Source organism: Tabrizicola flagellatus, assembly GCF_046295235.1.
GTDB lineage: Bacteria > Pseudomonadota > Alphaproteobacteria > Rhodobacterales > Rhodobacteraceae > Tabrizicola > Tabrizicola flagellata_A.
The window spans coordinates 38,183-61,553 of record NZ_JBKBLV010000011.1 but is presented as its reverse complement, the minus strand read 5'-3'; the positions used below and the strand labels follow the sequence as shown (position 1 = coordinate 61,553).

Genomic DNA, 23,371 nt, shown 5'->3' with positions numbered 1-23,371 from the left:
GGAAAAAGGGGAAAAGCGCGTCTTCGGTTCCCGGTCATCGCGCCCTCATCCCATTGGCATCGAAGACCAGGTCCAACACGCGCCAGGTGTCGTACTTGTCGGCGGGCAGCGGAAGTCCGCCGTCCGCATGCGCCCGGTTCACCGCGCGGCGCGCGGTTTCATACAGCGTGCTGATCCCGCCCTGGCTCGGCCCGCTCGACTCGATCAGCTCGAACCCTGTCGGCGTGCCGTCCGCGGCAAAGCTGACGCGCACCACGACCAGCGAACTGAGCGCATCGGTCGAGGAGGCGCCGAGGTTCCACTTGCGCGAGATCGCCGAGGCGATGTTGCCCATCTCACCCCCGGTCAGCGGCGGCCCCTGCGGCAGATCCTGCCCGCCCGAGGTCGCGGGCTGTTCTGCCGGGGTCTCGACCGGGGTCTCCACCGCCTCGCCCAGAAGGGCGGCGATGGCATCCTCGGTCGCCTGGTCGTCCACGGGCTGCACGTTCAGCTCGGCCGAGGCCGTGGGGGCAGGGTCCGGCTCGGGCGCAGGCGCCGGGCGCGAGGGCTTGGCGCGCGGGCGCAGCGAGGTGGCCATGCCGGTTTCGGCGGTCTGGTTCTGGTTCGCCTCGGTGCGCGTCACGTCGCCAGTGTCGCGCGGCGCCGTGGCTTCGGTCGGCTCTTGCTGGATCACCTGGTCGGCGGCCACGTCCTCGCGGACCGCCGGCTGCGGCGTGTCCGAAACCGGAACCTCGGTTTCGGGCTGTACCGGGTCGGGGGCGATGATGTCCTCGGCCTCGGGCAGCGGCTGGATCTCGGTGGACTCGGTCTCGATCAGCTGCTCGGTCTGGGCCTGGGCGAGGTCGCTGGCCTGCGGCTGGGGCGTCGGGTCGGGCTCCGGGACGGGGTCCGGCTCCGGGGCAGGGGCCGGTTCGGGCTGCGGCGTCGGCTCGGGCGCAGGTGCCGGCTCGGGCGTGGGCTCGGGTCGCGCCGCCGGTCGCGTCGCCGGCACTTCGGCGGCGGGCTCTTCTGCCGGATTGGGGGTCGAAGCCGCCTGGAGCGCGTCGAACTCGGCGCTGGTCAGGGTCGAGACGGTCATCACCAGCGGTTCGGGAGGGGCGGAGGCCGGAAACAGCCAGTCGCCGACCAGCACCCAGAGGATGACCCCCAGGTGCCCGGCCGCCGATACCACCGTTCCCGTCTCGAAGCGCTTCTCCATCCGCCTCAGCCGCCACCGTTACCCGTATTGGACGCGGGCCCCGACCCGAACCTTGGCCCCTCGCCGTCGGTGACGAGGCCGATCTCGTTGAAGCCGCCTGCGTTCAGCGCGCCCATGACCTGGGCCACGCGCTCGTAGGGGATCGCCCCGTCGGCGCGCAGGAAGATCTTCTTCGATTTCCGCTCGGCCGCGATCGCGGTCAGCTTCGGGAGCAGTTCGGCATCGGCGATCTCGGTGGTCTGGATCGCCAGCCGCCCGTCGGCGGTGATGGTGACGGTCAGCGGCTCTTCCTGTTCGGTCGGAAGCGCGGCTGCGGCGGTCTTGGGCAATTCCACCGGAACGCCGACCGTCAGCATGGGCGCCGCCACCATGAAGATGATGAGCAGCACCAGCATCACGTCCACCATCGGCGTGATGTTGATCTCGTGCATCGCGGCCGCCCGTCCACCGCGCCGCCGACGCCGCCCGCCGCCCGCCTGTCCCGATACGCCCATCCCCATGGTCTAGGAATCCAGCTGGCGCGACAGGATGGTCGCGAATTCGTCGGCAAAGGCCTCGTAGCCGCCGACCACCCGGTCGATGTCGGCCGACAGCTTGTTGTAGAACACCGCCGCCGGGATGGCCGCGACCAGCCCCACGCCTGTCGCCAGCAGGGCCTCGGCGATGCCGGGGGCCACGACGGCAAGGCTGGTGTTCTGGCTGATCGCGATCTGCTCAAAGCTGTGCTTGATCCCCCAGACCGTGCCGAACAGCCCGATGAAGGTGGCGGTCGAGCCCGTGGTGGCCAGGAAGCTCAGCCCCCGGTTCATCACCTCGCTTTCGCGGGCGATGGCCACGTTCATCGCCCGGTCGATGCGCGACTGCGCCCCGGCGATCAGCCCGCCGTCCTGCTTGTGACTGCGCCGCCATTCCAGCATGCCCGCCGCGAAGATCTTTTCCGACGATCCCTGCGGGTCGGGGCCGATCCGCTCGAACAGCTCGTCCAGGGGCTCGCCCGACCAGAAGGCGCGGTCGAAGATCGAGGCCTCGCCCTGCGCGCGCCGCAGCATGATGTGTTTCTGGATGATGATCGCCCAGGACCAGAAGGACATGACGAAAAGCATGATCATGACCAGCTTGACCGTCAGGGTCGCGCGGGCAAACAGCGCGAACATGGAGAAATCGATCTCCTGCGCCATCGCAAGGGTGTTGGGTTCCATACGCCTGCTCTTGTTGATCGGGCCATTTGACGGCTCCGTTACTGGCTTTTGTATCAAGATTGGAGCGGGATTGCCAACACAACTCTGTGGCCGGCGACGATTCGCGCGTCGCGCGCAGGCCCCGGGCCGGGGCAGGGGGTCAGTGCAGGGGACCGGACAGCCGGGCGCGCAGGTCCGCCGGCAACCGGGCGGCATGGCCGTCCTCGGCCAGGCAGACCAGCGTGACGATGGCCGCGAAGAGCCTTTCGCCGCCGCGCAGCACGATCTGATCCAGAACGATGCGCGCCCCGCCCAGGCTGTGCAGCACGGTTTCCACCACCAGGTCGTCGCCGAACCGGGCCGGGCGCAGGAAATCCGCCTCGACCCGGCGCACGGCGAAGACGATGCCCTCGCGTGCCTTCAGCGCCATCTGGTCCACCCCGAGGCTCGCCACCCATTCGGTGCGCGCGCGCTCGATGAACTTCAGGTAGTTGGCGTAATAGACGATGCCCGCAAGGTCGGTGTCCTCGTAGTAGACGCGGGTGGTGAATCGGTGAGGGGGCATGCCGGGATCCTTGCGCAACCCGGCAAGGCTAGGCAGTCGCGGATCGGCTCGCAAGCCTTAACGGATGCTGAACGCCCACGGGCAAGCCATTGGAATCATATACTGCGGCCGGGCTGTCCCGCGTGGACAGATCAGTGGCGGCCCACCCGCGCCGCCAGTCGCAGCGCGTGGCTCGGGTCCCGCGCCGCCCGTGGCATCACCGGATCATAGGCCGCCCGGATCACCGCGCCGATCTCGGGCCGCAGGATGACCCGCCCGCCGACCCGCGCCAGCGGCGAGGTCCCGTCGAAGGCCCGGTCCGACCACAGCAGGACCGTCTGCACCGCCTGGGCCAGGGCCAGCGTCTCGGCCTCCATCGCCGCCAGCGCGGCATCCATCCGCAGGAAGACGAAGGCCGCCCGGATCGCGCCGTCGGGCTCGAAGCGGAAGATCCGGTACTGGTTCGCCCCCGCCGCCTGCAACCGCGCGACCAGAGGCGCGAGATCCGGCACCAGGCGGTTCAGGTCCTTCACCGCCAGAAGCTCGGCCCAGTCCCTGAACGCGAACACCATCAGGTTTGCCCCAAGCTCGGGATCGGTTTCCGCCATCCGGTGCCCGGCAAGCGTCACCACCGCCTCGAAGGCGCCCTTGAACACGGCAAGGCTCGCATCATCCACGCCGAAGACCACCGGCACGATCGGCCGACCCCAGCGCGCGAAGAGGTACGAGCCGTCGCTGCGGGTGAACAGGGTCTCGATCTGGTGCGGCTCCATGGGCCTCTCCGCAGGCAAGCCCGCCCCGGCTATCACCGCCGCCCGCTGCTGGACAACCCCCGCCGTGGCCCTTGCCCTTTTCCAAATACTCCCCGGGGGCCCGGGGGCGGGACGCCCCCGGCGCCGAGGAGGAGGGCCCCGGCCCGACGACGAGACAAGGGACTTGCGCGGCACGCGCTCCGGTTACTTCCCGCCGAACAGGTCCGCCTGACCCGCGGCCTTCGGAGCTTCCAGCCCCAGGTGCCGCCAGGCTTTCGCCCCCAGCATCCGCCCGCGCGGGGTGCGCAGGATGAGGCCCTGCTGCAAGAGGTAAGGCTCGATCACCTCCTCGATCGCATCCCTCGGCTCGCTGAGCGCCGCCGCGATCGTCTCCACCCCCACCGGCCCGCCGCCGTAATTCTCGGCCAGCAAGGTCAGGTAGCGCCGGTCGGCGCCATCCAGACCCAGGTTGTCCACCTGCAACCGCGTCAGCGCCCGGTCGGCCAGTTCCCGGCTGATCCGGCCTCCGGCCTCGACCAGCGCAAAGTCCGCCACGCGCCGCAGAAGTCGCCCCGCGATCCGCGGCGTTCCACGGGCGCGACGGGCGATCTCGCGGCAGCCTTCGGGCTCGGCCTGCAACCCCATCAGCCGCGCACCCCGGGCAACGATCTCGTAAAGCTCGGCCTCCGAATAGAATTCCAGCCGCGTCGGGATGCCAAAGCGGTCCCGCAAGGGCGTGGTCAGCAAGCCCAGCCGCGTCGTCGCGCCGACCAGCGTGAAGGGTTGCAGGTCGATCCGCACCGTCCGCGCTGCCGGTCCCTCGCCAATCACCAGGTCCAGCGCGAAATCCTCCAGCGCGGGATAAAGCACTTCCTCCACCACCGGGGACAGGCGGTGGATCTCGTCGATGAACAACACATCGCGCGGCTCCAGATTGGTCAGGATCGCCGCAAGATCCCCCGGCTTGGCCAGCACCGGGCCAGAGGTCATGCGGAACCCCACCCCAAGTTCCCGTGCCATGATCTGCGCCAGCGTCGTCTTGCCGAGGCCGGGAGGCCCGTGGAACAGCGTGTGGTCCATCGCCTCGCCGCGCATCCGGGCGCTTTCGATGAACACCGCCAGATTGGCCCGAGCCTCGGCCTGGCCGATGAATTCGGCCAGCATCTGCGGCCGCAAGGCCTTGTCGGTGTCCTCGGGCAGCCGCTCGGGCCGCAGGGTGGGATCGGAGCTCATTTCGGCGCCATGAGTTTCAGCGCGGCACGGATCAGCGCGGCCGCGTCAGCCTCGGGCAGATTGCCCGCCACGGTGGCCACCGCCTGCGCCGCTTCGCCCTGGCCATAACCCAGGTTCACCAGCGCCGACAGCGCATCGGCCGAGGCCACCGCGCGCCGCGCGCCCCCCTCATCGGCTCTCGCGGGCTGCTTCGATCGGGGCGCATCCTCGACCAACACCGGCTCTGCGGACGCGGTCCCGGCGGACAGCCCGGCACCCGAAGCCATGATGCCCGGCGCCTTGGCCTTCAGCTCCAGGATGATCCGCTGGGCAAGCTTGGGCCCCACCCCCGGCGCGGCCTGGACGCTGCGCGCATCGCCCAGGGTGATCGCCCTGCCCACGCCTTCGGCCCCCAGCGTGCCGAGGATCGCCATCGAGGCCTTCGCCCCGACACCCTGCACCGTCATCAGAAGCCGGTGCCATTCCTTCTCCAGCAGCGTCGGAAAACCGAAGAGCTGCAAAAGGTCCTCGCGCACCAGCAGGTCGGTGTAGAGGCTGACCGCCTCGCCCACACCCGGCAGGGCGGCCAGCGTGCGCTCGCTGACATGCACGATGTAGCCCACGCCGCGCACGTCGATGAGCACATGGTCCGGCCCCCGCCAGTCCAGTCGCCCCGAGATGCGCCCGATCATTCCGCCGCCCTCAACGCGGCGGCCAGTCGGCCCGAGGACTGGACATGATGCGCATGGCAGATCGCAACCGCCAGCGCATCCGCCGCATCCGGCCCCGCGACCTTCACCCCCGGCAGATGCAGCCTCACCATGTGATCCACCTGCACCTTCGCCGCATGCCCCACGCCCACGACCGTCTTCTTCACCGCATTCGGCGCGTATTCGCCGACCGAAAGGCCGAACTGCGCCGGCACCAGAAGCGCGATGCCCCGCGCCTGGCCCAGTTTCAGCGTCGCCACCGCATCCTTGTTGACGAAAGTATGCTCCACCGCCGCTGCCTCGGGTTGCCAGCGCCGAAGAACCTCGGTCAGCTGGGCATGCAGCGACATCAGCCGCACCGCCAGATCGCCCTCGGACCCCTCCGAGTGACAGATCCCGTTGGCGACGTGGGTCAGGCGCGACCCCGCAACGTCGATGACCCCCCAGCCCAGGTTCCTCAGCCCCGGATCGATGCCTATGACCCGCATCTTGTCCCCGTGTTCCTGCCTGCCACAACGGCTAGCACGAAAAGGGAACATCCGCCAATGGGTTTCGCGGATCCCGCACGATGTGGCTGCTGCATTTTGCACTTGCAGAATGCGACTGGCTGTCGCAGAACTACGACGCAGTCAGGAGGTTCTTTCGGAACCAACTGAAAAAATGGACAAAATTTTGCCACACGTCATGCGTCTGCTGCATGGCGGAGTTGCCTTGGCCGCGCTTGCTTTGCGCATGCAGCAACACTATCTGGCGATGCGTGAGGGAATGAGCCCTCATTCTGAGCAGTATGTGAACAAGGAAGAACCGCCATGGCCGCTGTCGAGACGACCCGCCCGGCGCCCTACGGCGCCATCACCACCTACCGTGCCATCAATGCCCTGTCGAACGTCGCGCTGGCGTTCCGGGCCTGGAACGATGCCCGCGTTACCCGCAAGGCGCTGAACAAGCTGTCCGACCGCGAGCTGGACGATATCGGCCTGTGCCGCGGCGACATCGAGTTCATCGGTCGCTGAGTTCTGAGCCGCCGGCGTCCGTCACCGGCGCAAGCGTTGTGATCTAAAAGAAACACGAAATCGGGCCGCATCGAGTGATGCGGCCCTTCGTCACTGAATACGCTACAACAAAACCGGACGATCAGCGCGGAAGCAGGGACTGCAACTGCGACGAGACCATCAGCGTCACGGGGTCGGCATGCATCAGCCATGCGCCCACCGGATCGAAACCGTCACCCGCTGCCAGCGCGCTGACCCGGTTCTCGTAGGTCTGTGCGCCAACGAAGTAGTGGATGACGCCCTTGATCCCGATACCCATGGCAAGGACGAGGACAACCGGTTTGACAAGCTTCAGAAGGCGGCTTCCGCCCCGACCAGCCGCCTTGCGACCAACCGTGCCCGCCGCCTCGAAGCCGTAGCCCTTGGCGTGAGACTTCTCGATCCGCGCGACGCGGCTGTAAAAGTCATTAAGATTCGGATCAACCCACATATCTCTCACCCAGAGTAGCAGCTCTGATGTTTAATTTCTGCCGCATGCTTATGGCGAAATTGCGGCGTATTCGTCAGGCTGGGATCAGTCCCGTGTAGAGTCAAGAATTGTCCACGATTTCAGGCCCGTTGTAGAACAAGCGTCGACCATTCGCCGATATCGTCCCTATTTTCCAAACAAAGTCCGGCGGCCTGATAGGCGGCGATGACCGAATCTGCTTGCACAGCGAGAAGGCCGGACAGGATCGCTCTGCCCCCGGTTGCAAGGTGAGTCGAAATTGCGGGGGCAAGTTCGATCAGGGGGCCTTTCAGGATGTTGGCGAAGATCAGATCGAAGGGTGCGGCCGCCACAATCCTGCGGTGATCGAGGCCGGCGGCCTCCAGACACTCCAAGCGCCCCTGGAGGCCATTGATCGCCACATTCGCCTCGGCCACGTCCACGGCCACCCGATCGATGTCACTGGCGATGACGAGCGCGTCGGGCAGCGTTGCCGCCGCCGCCATGGCCAGGACGGCGGTGCCGCAGCCGATGTCCGCCACCTTCGCCGGCCTCCAGCCCTCGGTCAGCAGGCGGTCGAAGGCCAGAAGGCAACCCAGCGTCGTGCCATGATGCCCAGTCCCGAACGCGACCGTCGCCTCGATCTGCAACGGCACCCGCCCGGCCGGAACCTTGTCGGCGTCGTGCGAGCCATAGACGAAGAAGCGCCCGGCATCGACCGGCGCCAGTTCCCTTCGCACCTTGGCGACCCAGTCGATGTCGGGCAGTTCGGACAGCGCAAACGGCCGGGCACCGAAAGCGGTGGCGAGCACCTCCAGCATCACCTCGTCCGGCGGTTCCAGGAAATAGGCGCCGACTTCCCAGAGGCCGGAACCGTCCTCGATCTCGAAGACACCGACGCCGGTCGGCTCGGGGTCCATCCGCTCCATCGCGGCAGCCAGGGCCTGCGCTGGGTCTTCACCGGGCAGGGTCGTCAGGGCGGAATAGGTGGGCATCGGCAGGCACTCCTTTGCCTTGGCCCTTACGCCGCCGAAGGCAGGGAGACAAGCACGGAGCGGCCTGGGGACCGGCCAGAGGAGCCGGTCAGGCCCGGACGCCGGTCCCGATCGGGCAGGTCACGCCCGTGCCGCCGACGCCGCAATAGCCGCCGGGGTTCTTGGCCAGATACTGCTGGTGGTAGTCCTCGGCGAAGTAGAAGGTCGGTGCGGGCAGGATCTCGGTGGTGATCGGACCCATGCCGGCGGCCCGAAGAGCTTGGGCATAGACGGCCTTCGAGGCCTTCGCGGCCGCCATCTGCGCCTCGTCGTAGCAGTAGATGCCCGAGCGGTAGGTCGAGCCCACGTCGTTCCCTTGCCGCATGCCCTGAGTCGGGTCATGGCCTTCCCAGAACACCTTGAGCAGGTCTTCGTAGCTGACGACCGCCGGGTCGTAGATCAGCCGGACCACCTCGTTGTGGCCGGTCAGCTGGGTGCAGGTTTCCTTGTAGGTCGGGTTCGGCGTGTAGCCCCCGGCATAGCCGACCATGGTCAGCCAGACGCCCGGTATCTGCCAGAACTTCCGCTCGACCCCCCAGAAGCAGCCCATTCCGAACATGGCCTCTGACATGCCCTCGGGCACCGGCGATTTCAGCGGGATGCCCGACAGGAAATGCGTCTCTGCCGTCGGGATCGGCTCGGCCCGCCCGGGCAGCGCCTTGTCCGGTGTGACCATTTCGGTGGACTTGCGGGTGAAGAACATGGCGGACCTCCGTTTCCGTGCGAATATAGGGCGCGCCGGTCCGGGTGCCAGCCTACTCTGCCGGCTGCGGCAGGCCGCGGGAAAAGACCGTCTCGTATCCGGGCGAGGGATTCCGGGGGATCAGGCAGATCAGGGCAAAGGCGAACAGGGCCATTCCCGCGCCCAGAAGGAAGACGTTGTCGGGCGAACGGGCCCAGAGATAGCCAAGCGCGGCGGGCAGGAACACGGCCGCGATATGGTTGATCGTGAAGGCCACCGCCGCCGTGGGGGCGATGTCGCGCGGATCGGCGATCTTCTGGAAATAGGTCTTGAGGCTGAAGGACAGGGCAAAGAAGAGCTGATCGAGGATGTAGAGCCCCCCGGCGATCACCAGACCCCAACCGAACCAGTAGAGCCCGCCATAGGCCAGGAACACCAGCGTCAGGCCGATGTACTCGAACCCCATCACGTTGCGTTCGCCATAGCGGCCAAGCGCACGGCCCATCGCCGGGGCAACCGCCATGTTGATGAGGTAGTTCACGAGAAGAAGGGCCGTCATCTCGGAAACCTTCATCCCGAAGCGTTCCACCATCATGAAACCCGCGAAGACGACAAAGATCTGCCGCCGGGCGCCGGCCATGAACTGCAGCGCGTAGTAAAGCCAGTAGCGCCGGCGCAGGACCATGTGCCTGTGCTGCGGATGCGGCGACTGGAACTGCGGGTAGGCGAGGGCTGCAAACAGCACGATCAGCAGCGTCAGCCCGCCCGAGGCCAGGTAGACCGTATTGTAATCCAGCCCCAGCGCATCCCACAGCGCAACGATCGCACCATAGGCGGCCAGTGACGCACCCGCGCCCACCGCCACGATCCGGCCCAGCACGATCGGCGCGTGGTCCTTGTCGATCCATTGCAGTTGCAGCGACTGGTTCACCGTCTCGAAGTAATGAAATCCGATCGAGGACAGAAGCGTGCAGACCAGAAGCCCGGTGAAGGAGGGAAACCAGGCCGTGACCGCCGTCGCTGCCCCGAGAAGCGCCAGCGCGATCAGGGCCAGCACCTGTTCCCGCATGACCAGAAGGATCAGGATCACCCCGATGGCCAGGAAGCCCGGAATCTCGCGCTCCGTGTGCAGCCAGCCGATCTCCTTTCCGGTAAAACTGGCGACCTCGATGACGAAATTGTTCAGAAGCGCCGACCAGGTGGCAAAGCTCAGCGGCATCGCCGCGGCCATGAGGTAGAGCAGCGCCTCGGGCCGCTGCCAGCGCGGCAGGGTCCGGGTTTCCGAAAGGGGCATCAGCGAGCGGGTCATCGTTCCGCAATACAGGCCCCTGCGCCGCTGGCAAAGCCAAAGCTTGTCACGGGAACAATCCGCGGCTGCGGCCCCGGGGTGTCCGGGGGCGGGGTTGCCCTTCTGCCCGTGCCGGGTGTAGAGGGGCGCATCACCGAAACGGGACCGAGGGTAGGGCCATGGCAGGCCATTCGAAATGGGCGAACATCCAGCATCGCAAGGGCAAGCAGGACAAGCTGCGCTCGAAGATGTTTTCCAAGCTGTCGAAGGAAATCACCGTCGCGGCCAAGATGGGTATGCCCGACCCCGACATGAACCCGCGCCTGCGTCTGGCGGTCAAGGCGGCGAAGGCGGCCTCGATGCCGAAGGACGTGATCGACCGGGCGATCAAGAAATCCCAGATGGGCGACGGGGCTGACTACACGGAGATCCGCTATGAGGGCTATGGCGTGAACGGCATCGCGATCATCGTCGAGGCGATGACCGACAACCTGAACCGCACCGCCTCGAATGTCCGAAGCTATTTCACGAAGTGCGGCGGCAACCTTGGGACGACCGGCTCGGTCAGCCACAGCTTCGACAGGGTGGGCGAGATTTCCTATCCGGCTTCGGTCGGCTCGGCCGACGACGTAATGATGGCGGCGCTGGAGGCAGGCGCGGACGACGTGGAATCGGACGAGGACGGCCATTGGATCTATTGCAAGGTCGAGAACCTGTCCGAGGTCTCGGATGCGCTGGAAAAGACTCTGGGGGAGTCGACGGAATCCAAGCTGGTCTGGAAACCTCAAAGCCGGACCGAGGTCGATCTGGAAACCGCGCAAAAGCTGATGCGGCTGATCGACCTTCTGGAAGAGGACGACGACGTGCAGACGGTGACGCACAACTTCGACGTCCCCGAGGACGTGGCTGCCCAGCTCTGATTGCGTGCCAAGCCGTAACGGAAGGCCCCCTCGACGGGGGCCTTTTGCATTTCCCGGAATGACCTGCGTCAAGGACCGTGCCGCCGGGTGGCGCTATCCTTTTTTGGGTGGCCTTCACGCGGGAGGGGATGATGCGCGGGATCGGAATGGTGGCGGTTCTGGTCGGGCTGGGCGGCATGGCCTGCGCCGAAGGCGAAACGCAGGTCGGCGATGCGGTGGCGGGCGAGTCCCTCTACCAGGTGCATTGTGCGGTCTGTCACGGCACGAAGGCCGATGGTCGCGGGCCTATGGCCCCGGTGCTTCTGGTCCAGCCTGCCGATCTGACGACGCTTGCTGCGCGGCACGGTGGGGCCTTCCCGCTGGAGCGGGTGACCGCGCGGATCGACGGCCGCGACCCGCTGGTGTCGCACGGCAGCGACATGCCGATCTACGGGCAGTTTTTCGAAGGTCGGGACGTGACCCTGCGCACCGACGCGGGCCAGCCGATGCTGACCAGCCAGCCGATCGCCGACCTTGTGGCGTGGCTGCGGACGATCCAGCAGTAACTGATGCCCGCCGCGTCCAGCCGGGGCAGCGGTGAGCTTTCTTTTCGAATGTCCTTGCAATCCCCTGCTGGAAGGCGTATCTGCGCCGGGCAAGGTTTCTTCTTTCGTCTTCTGTCTGCTTCGGCCTTCAGCTTCGATCGACACGACACTTGGGCCGGGCCACCGCATGTCGCGGGTGGCAAAATGACAGGAGTTATCACGATGGCCAATGGCACCGTGAAATGGTTCAACGCCACCAAGGGTTTCGGCTTCATCGCCCCCTCAGGCGGATCCAAGGACGTTTTCGTCCACATCACCGCTCTGGAACGCGCGGGCATCCGCTCGCTGCCCGACGGGCAGGCCGTGACCTATGACATCGAGCAGGATCGCAACGGCCGTGAATCGGCCGTGAACCTCGCTCTGGCATAAGCCTTCCCGTTCGTCGGGAGCGATCCGGGGGTGGCGCAGGCCGCCCCCGTTTCCGTTTCAGACCAGCATTTCTGCCGCCGCCCTGCGGATGGCCTGCGTCAGCGGCGCCAGCGCCGGGGCGGCAAGGCGGGTGAACTGCCAGTAGAGCGCCACGTCCAGTGCTGTTCCCGGCACCAGCTCGACCAGCGCCCCCGAGGCCAGATGTGGCGCAACCAGCGGCTCGGGGTTCATGCTCCATGCCATCCCCAGCAGGCAGGCGGTGACGAAGGCCTGCGACGATGCCATGCGGTGGGTCGGCAGGACCGGCGGATCAAGACCGCGCGCGGCGGCCCAGAGCGTCTGCAGGCGGTCGTTGTCGGAAAAGGTCAGGGCAGGGGCACGGGTGAGGGTCTCGGTGGCCACGCCGTCCGGGAACCAGCGCGCCATGAAGGCGGGCGAGGCGGTGGCCCGATAGCGCAGCGCACCCAGGGGGATCGTGTCGCAGCCTTGCAGCGGGCCGGGATGGGCGGTGATCGCCGCCACGACTTCGCCGCGCCGCAGCCACTCCTGGCTGACGTCCTGATCGTCGATCACCAGGTCGAACAGAAAGCCCGGCGTTGCGGCCAGAGCGGGCAGAGCCCAGGTCGCAAGGCTGTCGGCATTGACCGCGATCCGCAAGGTCGAGGGGCCGGAGGACAGGCCGGGCAGATCCTCGGCCAGCGTCTGCTCCAGCAGTGCTATCTCGTCATAATGCCGGATCAGGCGCAGCCCGGCCTCGGTCGCCCGGCAGGGCTGGCCCCGGCGGACCAGAAGCGCGCCGGACTTCTCTTCCAGCGCCTTGATCCGTTGGCTGACAGCCGACGGGGTCACATGCAGCTCGGCCGCCGCAAGCTCGAATGAGCCGCGCCGGTGGACGGCGGCAAGCGCGGCAAGCTGCGCGGGGTCCAGCATCAGTTTCGCTAATTCGTTCACAAAAGGATTAACTTGATTGTGGCAGCCTTCCTTGCGAGGTCAAGCAGGATCGGGAGGATTGGACATGGCCGAAAGCGATCTGGCGACCCTCTTGCAGACACTGGAGCCCGTGCTCTTTCCGCAGCCCTACGGCTATGCCGTCTGTGATGTGCCCCCATCTTTTCCCGTCTTTGCCACGGTGGCTGAAGTCGAGGGAATGACGGTGGTGGCCGTGCTTGCCGATCTGGAGTCAGCCGGGTTTCGGTCGGCCCCTTGGGCGCGGATCAGCCTGACGGTGCAATCCGACCTCGCGGCCGTGGGGCTGACGGCGGCCTTTTCCGGCGCGCTGGGGCGGAAGGGCATAAGCTGCAACGTGATCGCCGGGTTCCATCATGACCACCTCTTCGTGCCCTGGGACCGGCGCTTTTACGCCATGGCCGCGCTGGAGGCTCTGAGCCATTCTTGAGGCGGCGCTGAGCGGCTATCTGGTGGCGCTGAGCCTTATCCTGGCGATCGGGGCGCAGAATGCCTTCGTGCTGCGCCAGGGGTTGCGGCGGGAACATGTGGCGGCGGTGGTGGCGGTCTGCGCGCTGTCGGACGCAGTGCTGATCGCGGGGGGGGTGGCCGGGTTCGGCGCGATCTCGGCCGCGCTGCCCTGGTTCGGCGCGTCGATGCGCTGGCTGGGGGTCGGCTTCCTGCTGGTCTATGGTGCCCTGAGGTTCCGAGCTGCCGCGCGAGGAGGCGAGGCGCTGCGGCCCTCGGCCTCGGACCCTGCGCCGCTGGGTCGGGTGCTGGCGACCTGTCTGGTGCTAACCTGGGCGAACCCGCATGTCTATCTGGACACGGTGGTGCTGATCGGGTCGATCTCGGCCCAGCATGCGCCGCATCAGCTGGCCTTCGGGGTGGCGGCGGCGATGGCCAGCCTGAGCTTTTTCACAGCGCTGGGCTTCGGAGCGCGGCTCCTGGCGCCGGTCTTCGCGCGCGCATCGGCCTGGGTCTGGCTGGAGATCGGGGTGGGGATCGTGATGTGGGTGATCGCGGCGGGGCTTGCCTTCGGCTGAGGCTTGGGCTTCTGTCCGCGCATGCGCGCGCTGACCGACCTTGGCCGCCCCGTCGAAGGGGTTCTGTGGATGCTGGCCACCACCCTGGCCTTCGTGGGGGTCAACGGGATCGTCCGCTACCTTGGCACCGACCTGCCGGCGGCGCAGTCGGCCTTCATCCGCTTTGCCTTTGGCCTGCTGTTCCTGGCCCCTGCCCTGTGGTCGATGCGGGGGATGCGGCTGCCGCAGGGGATCTGGCCCCTGTTCCTCTGGCGCGGAACCCTGCACGTCGCGGCGGTGATCCTCTGGTTCTGGGCCATGGCCCGGGTGCCGGTGGCCGAGATGGCGGCGATCGGCTTCCTGAATCCGGTCATCGTGCTGGTAATTGCGGGTCTGCTCCTCGGCGAAGGGCTGGGGCGCGGTCGCGTGGTCAGCGTGCTGGTCGCGCTCGTCGGAGCGCTGATCGTGCTGCGACCCGGCCTGCGCGAGGTCACGACCGGACATCTGTCGCAACTGGCCGCCACGCTCTGCTTTGCGGTCAGCTACATCTTCGCCAAGCGGCTGAGCGGGATGGCCCCGGCTTCGGTGGTGGTGGCTGTCCTCTCGGTCACGGTGGCGGCGGGGCTCGCTCCGATCGCGGCCTGGGTCTGGCAGCCGGTCAGCCCGGCGCAGCTGGCCTGGCTGGCGGCCGTCGCGGCCCTGGCCACCCTGGGCCACTACACGATGACCCGCGCCTTCCGCGCCGCGCCCCTGGCCGTCACCCAGCCGGTGACCTTCCTCCAGATCCTCTGGGCGACCCTCCTGGGCATGCTGGTCTTTGCCGAGCCGGTGGACGGCTTCGTCATCCTGGGCGGGGCGCTGATTGTGGGGGCGGTCAGCCTGAACACCTGGGCCGAGGCCCGCAAGGGCCGGATTCCGCCGCAGCCCGAGCCTTGAGGCGCGGGCCTGTCCACCGTGGACAGAATCGGAAAATCAAATGAAAGCATGGGCTTGGAATTTTCCGTTAGGGGTTTCTTAAGACCCTTGCCGCGGCATGTCAGTGCCCCTGCCGATCGCGTCTGAGGGGCGTTGCGTCGGGCCGGTTCAGGGCGCGCGGAGTGGTGAGGGGCCTTGAACAAAGCTTTCCTAGGGTCGCGGGCCAAGGCGATCCCCGGAGGTTCCTGATGCCCGACGATACGACGATCCTGTCGCTGCCCCTGATCCTTCCGGCTCAGGCGCAGAAACATGTCACCCACAACGAGGCGCTGGTGAAGCTGGATCTGCTGGTCCAGCTGGCGGTCATCAACCGGACCCTGACCACCCCCCCGGCCCTGCCCGCGTTCGGAGACCGGCATATCGTGGCGACGGGCGCGACGGGACCCTGGGTCGGACAGGCCGGGCGCATCGCGCTGTTCACCGAGGCCGGCTGGCAGTTCACCCAACCGCTGCCGGGCTGGCAGGCCTATGTGATGGCCGAAAGCCAGATGGCCTATTTCAACGGCCTGACCTGGGTCGCCCTGTCGGACGGGCCGTTCACGGTGGGCCGGCTGGGCATCTCGGCCACGCCGGACACCACCAACCGGCTGACGGTCTCCTCTCCCGCGACGCTGCTGAACCATGCCGGGTCGGGCCACCAGCTGAAGCTGAACAAGGCGGTGGCCTCGGACACGGCGAGCCTTCTGTTCCAGACCGGCTTCGGCGGCCGGGCCGAGATGGGCACGGCCGGAAGCGACGATTTCAGCGTCAAGGTCAGCGCCGATGGGTCGGGCTGGTCGGTCGCGCTGGTCTCGGACGCGGCCACGGGCGAGGTCACGCTTCCCCAGCCGCTGCATCTGGGCGGTCAGGCGACCGATCCGGTCACCCCGGCGGATGGCACGATCTGGCTGAACACCACCACCGGCGAGGTCCGGGTGCGCAGCGCCGGGACGACCCAGGTCGTCGGCGGTGGCGCGGGCGGCGGGGTCAGCGACGGCGACAAGGGCGACATCACGGTCAGCGGGTCGGGGACGGTCTGGACGATCGACGCGGGCGCCGTGACGCTGGGCAAGCTTGCCGACGTGCCCACCGACAGCTTCCTTGGCCGGGACAGCGCCGGGGCCGGAGCGCCCGAGGTGCTGACCCCGGCCCAGGCGCGCGGCATCCTGAACGTGGCGGACGGAGCGACCGCGAATGCCCCGGACGCAAGCTTGCGCGACCGGGCGACGCATACCGGCACTCAGCCGGCCGCGACGATCACCGGGCTTGCCGCGGTGGCCACCAGCGGATCGGCCGCCGACCTGACGGCCGGCACCCTTCCGCCGGCCCGGTTCGACGATACCGCCCATGGCAACCGCGCGGGCGGCGCGCTGCACGCAACGGCGACGACGGGCGCCGCAGGATTCATGTCCGCCGCCGACAAGACCAAGCTGGACGGGGTGGCGACGGGGGCCAACAACTACAGCCACCCGAACCACACCGGCGACGTGACCAGCGCGGGCGACGGCGCGACCACGATTGCCGCCGGTGCCGTGACCAACGCCAAGCTGGCCAGCGTGGCAACGGCCACGATCAAGGGGCGGGCCAGCGCGGGCACCGGCGCCCCGGAGGACCTGAGCCCGACGCAGGCAACCGCGCTTCTGGACACGTTCACCAGCGGCGCGAAGGGGCTTGCCCCGGCCTCTGGCGGGGGCACCACAAACTTCCTGCGCGCGGATGGCACCTGGGCGGCACCGCCCGGCGGTGGCGGTTCGCCCGGCGGAGCATCGGGGGAAATCCAGTTCAACAACGCGGGCGCCTTCGGCGGCGCAGCCGATGTCGAGATCGAGGGCGGCCAGTTGCGCCTGCCGACCATCGCGACGCCTGCCGCCCCGGTCGCGGATGGACTGAAGCTGTTCGGGCGCAAGGTCGGCGGGCGCGCCATGCCTGCCTTCATGGGGCCGAGCGGCCTGGACAGCGCCCTGCAACCCCTTCTGGCGCGCAACAAGATCGGAATGTTCCTGCCGCACGGCAACGGCACCGCAGGCACGCAGTGGGGCTTGACCTATTCCAGCACCGGCACGGCCACCACGGCGACCGTCGCGACCACGAACCTCTACAGCTACACGCGCAGGATCGAATACCTGGTCACGACGGCCAGCGCGACGGCAGTCGTCGGGTTCCGGGGCGCGGCCCTGCAATGGACGCTTGGCGGGCCTTCTGCCGGACTGGGTGGCTTCCACAACATCTTCCGCTGGGGGCCGGCAACTGGGGTGGCCACCGCCACGACGCGCGCCTTTGCGGGCATGCGTGGGGCCACGACCGCGCCGACGGACGTGAACCCGTCCACCCTGACCAACATCTGCGGCATGGGCTGGGATTCCGGCGACGCCAACATCCAGTTCATCCACAACGACGGAACCGGAGCGGCGACGAAGATCGACCTTGGCGCAAGCTTCCCGCGACCGACAGTTGACCGCACGGCTTTGTATGAGATCGCGCTTTTCGCGCCGCCCGGAACGACGCAGATCCTTGATTACGAGGTGGTGGACCTGGTGTCGGGCGCCGTGGCCACCGGCACGGTCACGACCGACCTTCCGTCCACGACCACGCTTCTGACGCCTTGGAGCTGTTTCAGCGTCGGCGGCACCTCATCGGTCATCGGCATGGCCGTCATCAGCCACAGCATCGAAAGCGACTACTGACATGACCCTGCACGTCCTGTTCACCGAAGACGGCACTCCCGGCTGGATCGGCGATACCCCGCGCGCCGGCAGCGAGCCGGTCGAGGATCTGATGATCGAGTTCCTGGCCGCGCATCGCCGGACCGCTCGCGGAAAATGGGTGGCGCGCGGCCCGGTGAAGCCCGAGGCGCCAACGCCGGAAGCGGAGGCCGAAGCCGCCGAGGCGGAGTATCAGGCGGCCTTGCAGCAGCGCAGCGAGGCGGTGCGCGAGGCGCTGAGCATCGAAGCGGATCCGCAGTTCTTTCGCTGGCAGCGCGGCGAAGCTTCGCGCGAGGACTGGCTGGAGGCGGTGGCGCGGGTGAAGGCCCGGTTCCCGAAGCCGGAGCGGCTCTAGATCGCGGGCCGGTCCGGGGATTTGACACCCCTACGCCCGCTGCATAGACATGCGCCCATGTTGGAAGGGGTTTTGTCATGCGCATCGCGATGATCGGGACGGGATATGTCGGGCTGGTCTCGGGCGCGTGCTTTTCGGATTTCGGGCACGAGGTGATCTGCGTCGACCGCGACGCGGGCAAGATCGAACGGCTGAACCGCGGCGAAGTGCCGATCTTCGAGCCGGGGCTCGAGGCGCTGATCGCCAAGAACGCGGGCGCGGGGCGGCTGAGCTTCACCACCGATCTCGCCGCCGCGGTGGATGGCGCCGAGGCGGTGTTCATCGCCGTGGGCACGCCCACGCGCCGCGGCGATGGCCATGCGGACCTGACCTATGTCATGGCCGCGGCGGCCGAGATCGGACGGGCGCTGACCGGCTATGCGGTCGTCGTCACCAAGTCCACCGTGCCGGTCGGCACCAACCGCAAGGTGGCCGAGGCGATCCGCGAGGCCAACCCGTCGGCTGACTTCGATGTCGCCTCGAACCCCGAGTTCCTGCGCGAAGGGGCGGCGATCGACGATTTCATGCATCCCGACCGCGTGGTGGTCGGCGTCGAGACCCCGAAGGCGCGCAAGGTGATGGCCGAACTCTACCGGCCGCTGTCCCTGCGCGAGTTCCCGATGGTGTATACCGGGCTCGAAAGCGCCGAGCTGATCAAGTATGCGGCGAACGCCTTCCTGGCCACCAAGATCACCTTCATCAACGAGATCGCCGCCCTGTGCGAGAGGGTGGGTGCCGACGTCAAGACCGTGGCCAAGGGCATCGGCATGGACGGGCGCATCGGCGACAAGTTCCTGCACGCCGGCCCCGGCTATGGCGGCAGCTGTTTTCCCAAGGATACCAAGGCTCTGGCCCGGATCGGGCAGGATCATGCCGTGCCGATGCAGATCGTCGAGACCGTGATCAAGGTCAACGAGGAGGTGAAGCGGCGGATGATCGACAAGATCGTCGATCTCTGCGGCGGCTCGGTCCGCGACAAGACGATCGCCGTCCTCGGTGTCACCTTCAAGCCCAACACCGACGACATGCGCGAGGCCCCTTCGCTGACCATCGTCCCGGCGCTGGTGGGCGGGGGCGCGAAGGTGCGGGTCAGCGACCCGCAGGGCCGGCACGAGGGCGAGGCGCTGCTGCCCGGCGTCAAGTGGATCGACAACCCCTATCAGGCCGCCAACGAGGCCGATCTGGTCGTCTTCCTGACCGAATGGAACGAATTCCGCGGTCTCGACCTGGCGAAGCTGGCCCGCAAGATGGCCACGCCGCAAATGGCCGACCTGCGCAACATCTACGACCCGGTCGAGGTGCGCGCGGCAGGCTTCACGGCCTATGTCGGAGTGGGCCGCTAGCTAGCTGGCCTTGGCGTTCCAGGCCTCTATCTTGCGGTAAAGCGTCGAGGGCGAGACATCCAGCACCCGCGCGGCCTTGGGAATCGAGCCACCGTGCAGCGCCAGCGTCGCCTCGATCAGGCGGCGTTCGGCTTCGGCGAGCGGCAGGCCAAGAAGGCTGTCGGCGCTGAGCGTATCCGGGGCAGCCATCGGCATCGGCAGCGGTTCGGGGTCGCGCCCTTCCTCTGCCAGGCCGGGCGGAAGCATGTCGGGTGTGATCCAGCCACCCTCGTTGAGCACCACCACGTTGCGCATGACGTTCAGCAACTGGCGGACATTCCCGGGCCATGGCAGCGACTGCATGAGCGCGCGGGTCTCGGGCGCGAGGCCGTGAAAGGTGCGTCCCTCTTCCTGGGCGAAGCGGGCCAGCGCGGCCTCGGCGATCTCGATGACATCCTGCCCGCGCTCGCGCAGGGGGGGCATGTGGATCGGCACGACGTAGAGCCGGTAATAGAGGTCCTCGCGGAAATGGCCGCGCCGCACCGCGTCGAGAGGATCGCGGTTCGTCGCGCAGACGATGCGGACGTTGACCTTGCGCGGCCGGGTCGCGCCCACCGGCTGGACGGTGGAAGTCTGGAGAAAGCGCAGCAGTTTGGTCTGCAAGGCCGGCGCCATCTCGCAGATCTCGTCAAGGAACAGCGTACCGCCATCGGCGGCCTGGGCGGCGCCCTGCTTGTCGGAAATCGCGCCGGTGAAGCTGCCCTTCATATGGCCGAACACCTCGGATTCCAGCAGGTCCTGCGGGATCGCGCCGCAGTTCAACGCGATGAAGGGACCATTGGCGCGGTTGGAATTGGCATGGACAGCCAGGGCGCACAGCTCTTTCCCGGTGCCGCTTTCGCCGGTGATGAACACCGTCGCCATCGAGCGCGCGACCGAACCGATGGTCAGGTGGATGCGCTTCATCGCATCGGACGAACCGATGAAGCCCGAGTTTTCCGCGACTTCGGCTGGGTCGCGGCTGCGCGTGGCGACCTGTGGGTCGGCCTTTCCGGTTTCGCGCAGGTTCGCCTCGGCCAGGGCATTCTGAACGACGGACAGGAAGCGCCCCTCGTCGAAGGGCTTGACCAGGAAGTCGTGCGCGCCGGCGCGCATCGCCTCGACCGCGCGGCGGGCCGCGCCGGGGGCGGTGATCGCGATCACCCGGGTTTCCGGCTGGATCGCCTGGATGTCACGCATCAATTCCAGCCCGTCGCGGTCGGGCAGGATCAGGTCAAGCAGCACGACCATCGGCCGATGCATCCGGAACTGTTGCAGTCCGTCATCGGCCGTGCCCGCAACGGCCACCCGGTGCCCGGCGGTGGCCAGGATCGAGCGATAGACCATTTGCAGGGACAATGTGTCCTCGACCAGAAGGACGGATGGCCGGGAAAGGGAGGTGACGGGTTTCACGCGGCAGACCCTTCGGGTGGCTTGGTGGATCGGATCAGGCGGATCAGCACGGCAAGTTCGCCCGCAAGCGGCGGCATCAGCCGGTCGAGCGCACCGTGGTCCCGGGCATGGGCTATGGCGTTCAGGCTTTCCGCCATCTCCTGCAACGAAATCGCACCGACCGACCCGGACAGGGAGATCAGCACATGGCTACCCTCGCGCAATGCCTTCCAGTCAAGATCGCCCGCACCCTTGGCCAGCTTGGCCTCGGTGGCGGTCAGGTCTTCGGTCAGGCGCGCCAGCAACTCGGCAGCAAGCTCGGGTCCCGTGATCTGCAAGAGGTGGTGCAGCCGCGTGGCATCGAACTGTTTCAGTCCCGAGGCAAGCGGGGGGGCCGAGTCGGCGAGGCGCACCATCGTCTCTTCGATCAACTGAAGCGCAGCCTGCTCGTCTGACGTGGTCAGGAACGGTCGCACCGCCGCCACCGCCTGATACAGCCCGGTCAGGGCCTCCAGCTTGCCAAGCGGTTGCGTCATCCGAGAATCGTCCCGAAATGCGAAGGATTTCTTTGCATAATGCAAAGATTGCCGCAGATCCGGGCGCCTGTCCAGCGCGTTTCGCGTTAACCGCGCGCGAGGCCGAGCGATTGCAACGCCTGGGTGATCTCGTCCAGGATTGCCGGGTCGTCGATGGTTGCGGGCATCTTCCAGGGCTGGCCGTCGGCGATCTTGACCATGGTGCCGCGCAGGATCTTGCCGGATCGGGTCTTGGGCAGGCGGTCCACCACGACGGCGCGCTTGAAGTCGGCGACAGGGCCGATCCGGTCGCGGACCAGTTGCACGCATTCCTTCACCACCTCGTCATGCGGGCGGTTGGAGCCCTTGTTGAGGCAGAGGAAGCCCAGCGGCGACTGGCCCTTCAGCTCGTCGGCGACGCCGATCACGGCACATTCGGCCACGTCCTTGTGGCTGGCGAGGACTTCCTCCATGGCGCCGGTGGACAGGCGGTGGCCCGCGACGTTGATGACGTCATCGGTGCGGGCCATGATGTAGAGATAGCCGTCCGCGTCGATATAGCCCGCGTCGCCGGTCTCGTAATAGCCGGGGAAGTGGTTGAGGTAGGACTTGCGGAAGCGGTCCTCGGCGTTCCAGAGGGTGGGCAGGGTGCCGGGGGGCAGCGGCAGCTTGATCGCGATGGCGCCGAGCGTGCCGGGTGAGACCGGGTGGCCGCCTTCGTCGAGGACCTGCACGTCGAAGCCGGGCATGGGGACGGATGGCGAGCCGATCTTGACCGGCAGGTGTTCGATCCCGAGGGGATTGGCGGCAATGGCATAGCCGGTCTCGGTCTGCCACCAGTGGTCGATCACCGGGACCTTGAGGTGGGCCTGCGCCCAGTGGATCGTGTCGGGGTCGGCGCGTTCGCCCGCCAGGTAGAGCGCCTGGAGCGTGGGCAGCGGCGGGACCAGCTTGCCGTCCGGGTCGTCACGCTTGATGGCGCGAAGGGCGGTGGGTGCGGTGAAGAAGCTGCGCACCTTGTGTTCGTTGATGACGCGCCAGAAGGCGGCGGCGTCGGGGGTGCCGACGGGTTTGCCTTCATAGACCACAGTGGTGCAGCCGGCGATGAGGGGGCCGTAGCAGATGTAGCTGTGGCCGACGACCCAGCCCACGTCCGAGGCGGCCCAGAACACGTCGCCCGCGCCGCAGTTGTAGATCGCGCGCATGGTCCAGTTGAGGGCCACGAGGTGCCCGGCGGTGGGGCGGACCACGCCCTTGGGCGCTCCGGTGGTGCCAGAGGTGTAAAGGATATAGGCCGGGTGGTTGCCCGCGACGGGGGTGCAGTCGGCCGGGGTGACGCCGTACTGGAATTCGTGCCAGGCGATATCGCGGCCGGGGGTGAGCTTGGCCACCTCCTGCTCGCGCTGGAAGATCACGCAGAAGTCCGGCTTGTGGCTGGCCTGGTCGATGGCGGCGTCGAGGAGGGGTTTGTAGTGGACGACGCGGGAAGGCTCGATCCCGCAGGAGGCGGCGATGATCGCCTTCGGCGTGCAGTCGTCGATGCGGACGGCGAGTTCATGCGCCGCGAAACCGCCGAAGACGACGGAATGGATCGCCCCAAGCCGGGCGCAGGCGAGCATCGCCTCCAGCGCCTCGGGGACCATGGGCATGTAGATGATGACGCGGTCGCCCTTTTCGATGCCGCGGGCCTTCAGCGCCCCGGCGAGGCGGGCGACGCGGTCCCGGAGTTCGGCGTAGGTGATGACGTGTTTCGTGCCGGTGACGGGGCTGTCGTGGATGATGGCGGGCTGCTTGCCGCGACCGGCGATGACGTGGCGGTCCACGGCGTTCCAGCAGGTGTTCACCTCGGCGTCGGTGAACCATTCGTAGAGGGGCGCACGGTCGGCGTTGAGGGCTTTCATGGGCTTCCTCACCCAGTCGATGCCCCCTGCGGCGGTCAGCCAGAAGCCCTCCGGGTCCTGCTGCCACTGACCGTAGACCTGTGCGTAGCTCATCGCGATCTCCCCCCGCTGATGCACTGATGGGTTCGTATGCGAAGGGATGCCGGTCGCGCAACGGTGTTACCGTTAGCGGGCTGCGACAGATTTGCAGAATTTGCGATTGATCGGGACAAATATTTGCAAACCGACCAAA

Annotated in this window: 26 protein-coding genes; 10 read left to right on the top strand and 16 right to left on the bottom strand. The window is 67.5% G+C overall.

The genetic code is table 11. The annotated features are described in order from the left end of the window. Positions 1–34 precede the first annotated feature (34 nt). The 8 genes from ACK4IU_RS06635 to ruvC form a co-directional block, all read right to left on the bottom strand. Positions 35–1,198, bottom strand: a complete 1,164-nt coding sequence (locus ACK4IU_RS06635; protein WP_409732883.1) for a cell envelope biogenesis protein TolA — start codon at positions 1,196–1,198, stop codon at positions 35–37. A 5-nt stretch (positions 1,199–1,203) separates the two neighbouring features. Further along, positions 1,204–1,698: a protein TolR gene (gene tolR / locus ACK4IU_RS06630; RefSeq protein ID WP_409732881.1), complete on the bottom strand. Its 495-nt coding sequence runs from the start codon at positions 1,696–1,698 to the stop codon at positions 1,204–1,206. A gap of 3 nt (positions 1,699–1,701) precedes the next feature. Next, positions 1,702–2,397 (bottom strand): protein TolQ, encoded by a 696-nt coding sequence (gene tolQ / locus ACK4IU_RS06625; protein ID WP_409732879.1) that lies wholly within the window; start codon positions 2,395–2,397, stop codon positions 1,702–1,704. A 139-nt stretch (positions 2,398–2,536) separates the two neighbouring features. Continuing rightward, entirely contained in the window at positions 2,537–2,941 is a 405-nt protein-coding gene (gene ybgC, locus ACK4IU_RS06620) for a tol-pal system-associated acyl-CoA thioesterase (RefSeq protein ID WP_409732877.1), read from the bottom strand. A gap of 131 nt (positions 2,942–3,072) precedes the next feature. Next, positions 3,073–3,693 carry a hypothetical protein gene (locus ACK4IU_RS06615; RefSeq protein WP_409732875.1) on the bottom strand — a complete coding sequence of 207 codons (621 nt, stop codon included), beginning with the start codon at positions 3,691–3,693 and terminating at the stop codon, positions 3,073–3,075. 183 nt (positions 3,694–3,876) lie between these two features. Then, positions 3,877–4,905, bottom strand: a complete 1,029-nt coding sequence (gene ruvB / locus ACK4IU_RS06610; RefSeq protein WP_409732873.1) for a Holliday junction branch migration DNA helicase RuvB — start codon at positions 4,903–4,905, stop codon at positions 3,877–3,879. Further along, positions 4,902–5,576: a Holliday junction branch migration protein RuvA gene (gene ruvA / locus ACK4IU_RS06605; protein ID WP_409732871.1), complete on the bottom strand. Its 675-nt coding sequence runs from the start codon at positions 5,574–5,576 to the stop codon at positions 4,902–4,904. Before ruvA ends, ruvB begins: the two co-directional genes overlap by 4 nt. Then, positions 5,573–6,082: a crossover junction endodeoxyribonuclease RuvC gene (gene ruvC, locus ACK4IU_RS06600; protein WP_409732869.1), complete on the bottom strand. Its 510-nt coding sequence runs from the start codon at positions 6,080–6,082 to the stop codon at positions 5,573–5,575. Before ruvC ends, ruvA begins: the two co-directional genes overlap by 4 nt. Positions 6,083–6,403: 321 nt before the next feature. On the opposite strand from ruvC, the gene ACK4IU_RS06595 reads away from it, so the two are divergent. Next, a complete protein-coding gene (locus ACK4IU_RS06595; protein WP_409732867.1) occupies positions 6,404–6,607 on the top strand; it encodes a DUF1127 domain-containing protein in 204 nt (67 codons plus the stop codon). A gap of 121 nt (positions 6,608–6,728) precedes the next feature. Here the strand turns inward: ACK4IU_RS06595 and ACK4IU_RS06590 are convergent, their stop codons facing one another. From ACK4IU_RS06590 to ACK4IU_RS06575, 4 genes are all read right to left on the bottom strand, one after another. After that, complete coding sequence (locus ACK4IU_RS06590; protein WP_409732865.1) at positions 6,729–7,076, bottom strand: hypothetical protein; 348 nt, start codon at positions 7,074–7,076, stop codon at positions 6,729–6,731. Positions 7,077–7,195: 119 nt separating this feature from the next. Then, a complete protein-coding gene (locus tag ACK4IU_RS06585) occupies positions 7,196–8,068 on the bottom strand; it encodes a 50S ribosomal protein L11 methyltransferase (RefSeq protein WP_409732863.1) in 873 nt (290 codons plus the stop codon). An 88-nt stretch (positions 8,069–8,156) separates the two neighbouring features. Then, positions 8,157–8,810, bottom strand: coding sequence for a peptide-methionine (S)-S-oxide reductase MsrA (msrA, locus tag ACK4IU_RS06580; protein ID WP_149588888.1), 654 nt, complete (start codon positions 8,808–8,810; stop codon positions 8,157–8,159). Between the two features lie 52 nt (positions 8,811–8,862). Further along, positions 8,863–10,098 carry an MFS transporter gene (locus ACK4IU_RS06575; protein ID WP_409732860.1) on the bottom strand — a complete coding sequence of 412 codons (1,236 nt, stop codon included), beginning with the start codon at positions 10,096–10,098 and terminating at the stop codon, positions 8,863–8,865. Positions 10,099–10,256: 158 nt separating this feature from the next. Between ACK4IU_RS06575 and ACK4IU_RS06570 the strand changes: the two genes are divergently transcribed. The 3 genes from ACK4IU_RS06570 (at position 10,257) to ACK4IU_RS06560 (ending at position 11,950) form a co-directional block, all read left to right on the top strand. Then, the gene (locus ACK4IU_RS06570; RefSeq protein WP_409732858.1) at positions 10,257–10,997 is read left to right on the top strand and encodes a YebC/PmpR family DNA-binding transcriptional regulator; all 741 of its coding nucleotides are present in this window, start codon (positions 10,257–10,259) and stop codon (positions 10,995–10,997) included. A gap of 128 nt (positions 10,998–11,125) precedes the next feature. Next, positions 11,126–11,542 (top strand): c-type cytochrome, encoded by a 417-nt coding sequence (locus tag ACK4IU_RS06565; RefSeq protein ID WP_409732976.1) that lies wholly within the window; start codon positions 11,126–11,128, stop codon positions 11,540–11,542. 201 nt (positions 11,543–11,743) lie between these two features. Further along, on the top strand, positions 11,744–11,950 hold the full coding sequence (locus tag ACK4IU_RS06560; protein ID WP_409732856.1) for a cold-shock protein: 207 nt from the start codon (positions 11,744–11,746) through the stop codon (positions 11,948–11,950). 57 nt (positions 11,951–12,007) lie between these two features. Here the strand turns inward: ACK4IU_RS06560 and ACK4IU_RS06555 are convergent, their stop codons facing one another. After that, positions 12,008–12,883: a LysR family transcriptional regulator ArgP gene (locus ACK4IU_RS06555; protein WP_409732973.1), complete on the bottom strand. Its 876-nt coding sequence runs from the start codon at positions 12,881–12,883 to the stop codon at positions 12,008–12,010. Between the two features lie 82 nt (positions 12,884–12,965). On the opposite strand from ACK4IU_RS06555, the gene ACK4IU_RS06550 reads away from it, so the two are divergent. From ACK4IU_RS06550 to ACK4IU_RS06525, 6 genes are all read left to right on the top strand, one after another. Then, positions 12,966–13,346 carry an ACT domain-containing protein gene (locus ACK4IU_RS06550; protein ID WP_409732854.1) on the top strand — a complete coding sequence of 127 codons (381 nt, stop codon included), beginning with the start codon at positions 12,966–12,968 and terminating at the stop codon, positions 13,344–13,346. 22 nt (positions 13,347–13,368) lie between these two features. Beyond that, entirely contained in the window at positions 13,369–13,941 is a 573-nt protein-coding gene (locus ACK4IU_RS06545) for a LysE/ArgO family amino acid transporter (protein ID WP_409732852.1), read from the top strand. A 21-nt stretch (positions 13,942–13,962) separates the two neighbouring features. Continuing rightward, a complete protein-coding gene (locus ACK4IU_RS06540) occupies positions 13,963–14,856 on the top strand; it encodes a DMT family transporter (RefSeq protein WP_409732850.1) in 894 nt (297 codons plus the stop codon). Positions 14,857–15,083: 227 nt separating this feature from the next. Next, positions 15,084–17,558 (top strand): DUF2793 domain-containing protein, encoded by a 2,475-nt coding sequence (locus tag ACK4IU_RS06535; RefSeq protein WP_409732849.1) that lies wholly within the window; start codon positions 15,084–15,086, stop codon positions 17,556–17,558. Position 17,559: 1 nt separating this feature from the next. Beyond that, positions 17,560–17,931 carry a hypothetical protein gene (locus ACK4IU_RS06530; protein ID WP_409732847.1) on the top strand — a complete coding sequence of 124 codons (372 nt, stop codon included), beginning with the start codon at positions 17,560–17,562 and terminating at the stop codon, positions 17,929–17,931. A gap of 77 nt (positions 17,932–18,008) precedes the next feature. Continuing rightward, complete coding sequence (locus ACK4IU_RS06525) at positions 18,009–19,313, top strand: UDP-glucose dehydrogenase family protein (RefSeq protein WP_409732845.1); 1,305 nt, start codon at positions 18,009–18,011, stop codon at positions 19,311–19,313. Here the strand turns inward: ACK4IU_RS06525 and ACK4IU_RS06520 are convergent, their stop codons facing one another. The 3 genes from ACK4IU_RS06520 to ACK4IU_RS06510 form a co-directional block, all read right to left on the bottom strand. Next, positions 19,314–20,678, bottom strand: a complete 1,365-nt coding sequence (locus tag ACK4IU_RS06520; protein WP_409732971.1) for a sigma-54-dependent transcriptional regulator — start codon at positions 20,676–20,678, stop codon at positions 19,314–19,316. It lies immediately after the preceding gene. A gap of 62 nt (positions 20,679–20,740) precedes the next feature. Then, positions 20,741–21,259 (bottom strand): hypothetical protein, encoded by a 519-nt coding sequence (locus ACK4IU_RS06515; RefSeq protein WP_409732843.1) that lies wholly within the window; start codon positions 21,257–21,259, stop codon positions 20,741–20,743. Between the two features lie 86 nt (positions 21,260–21,345). Continuing rightward, complete coding sequence (locus tag ACK4IU_RS06510; RefSeq protein ID WP_409732841.1) at positions 21,346–23,232, bottom strand: propionyl-CoA synthetase; 1,887 nt, start codon at positions 23,230–23,232, stop codon at positions 21,346–21,348. Positions 23,233–23,371: the final 139 nt, after the last annotated feature.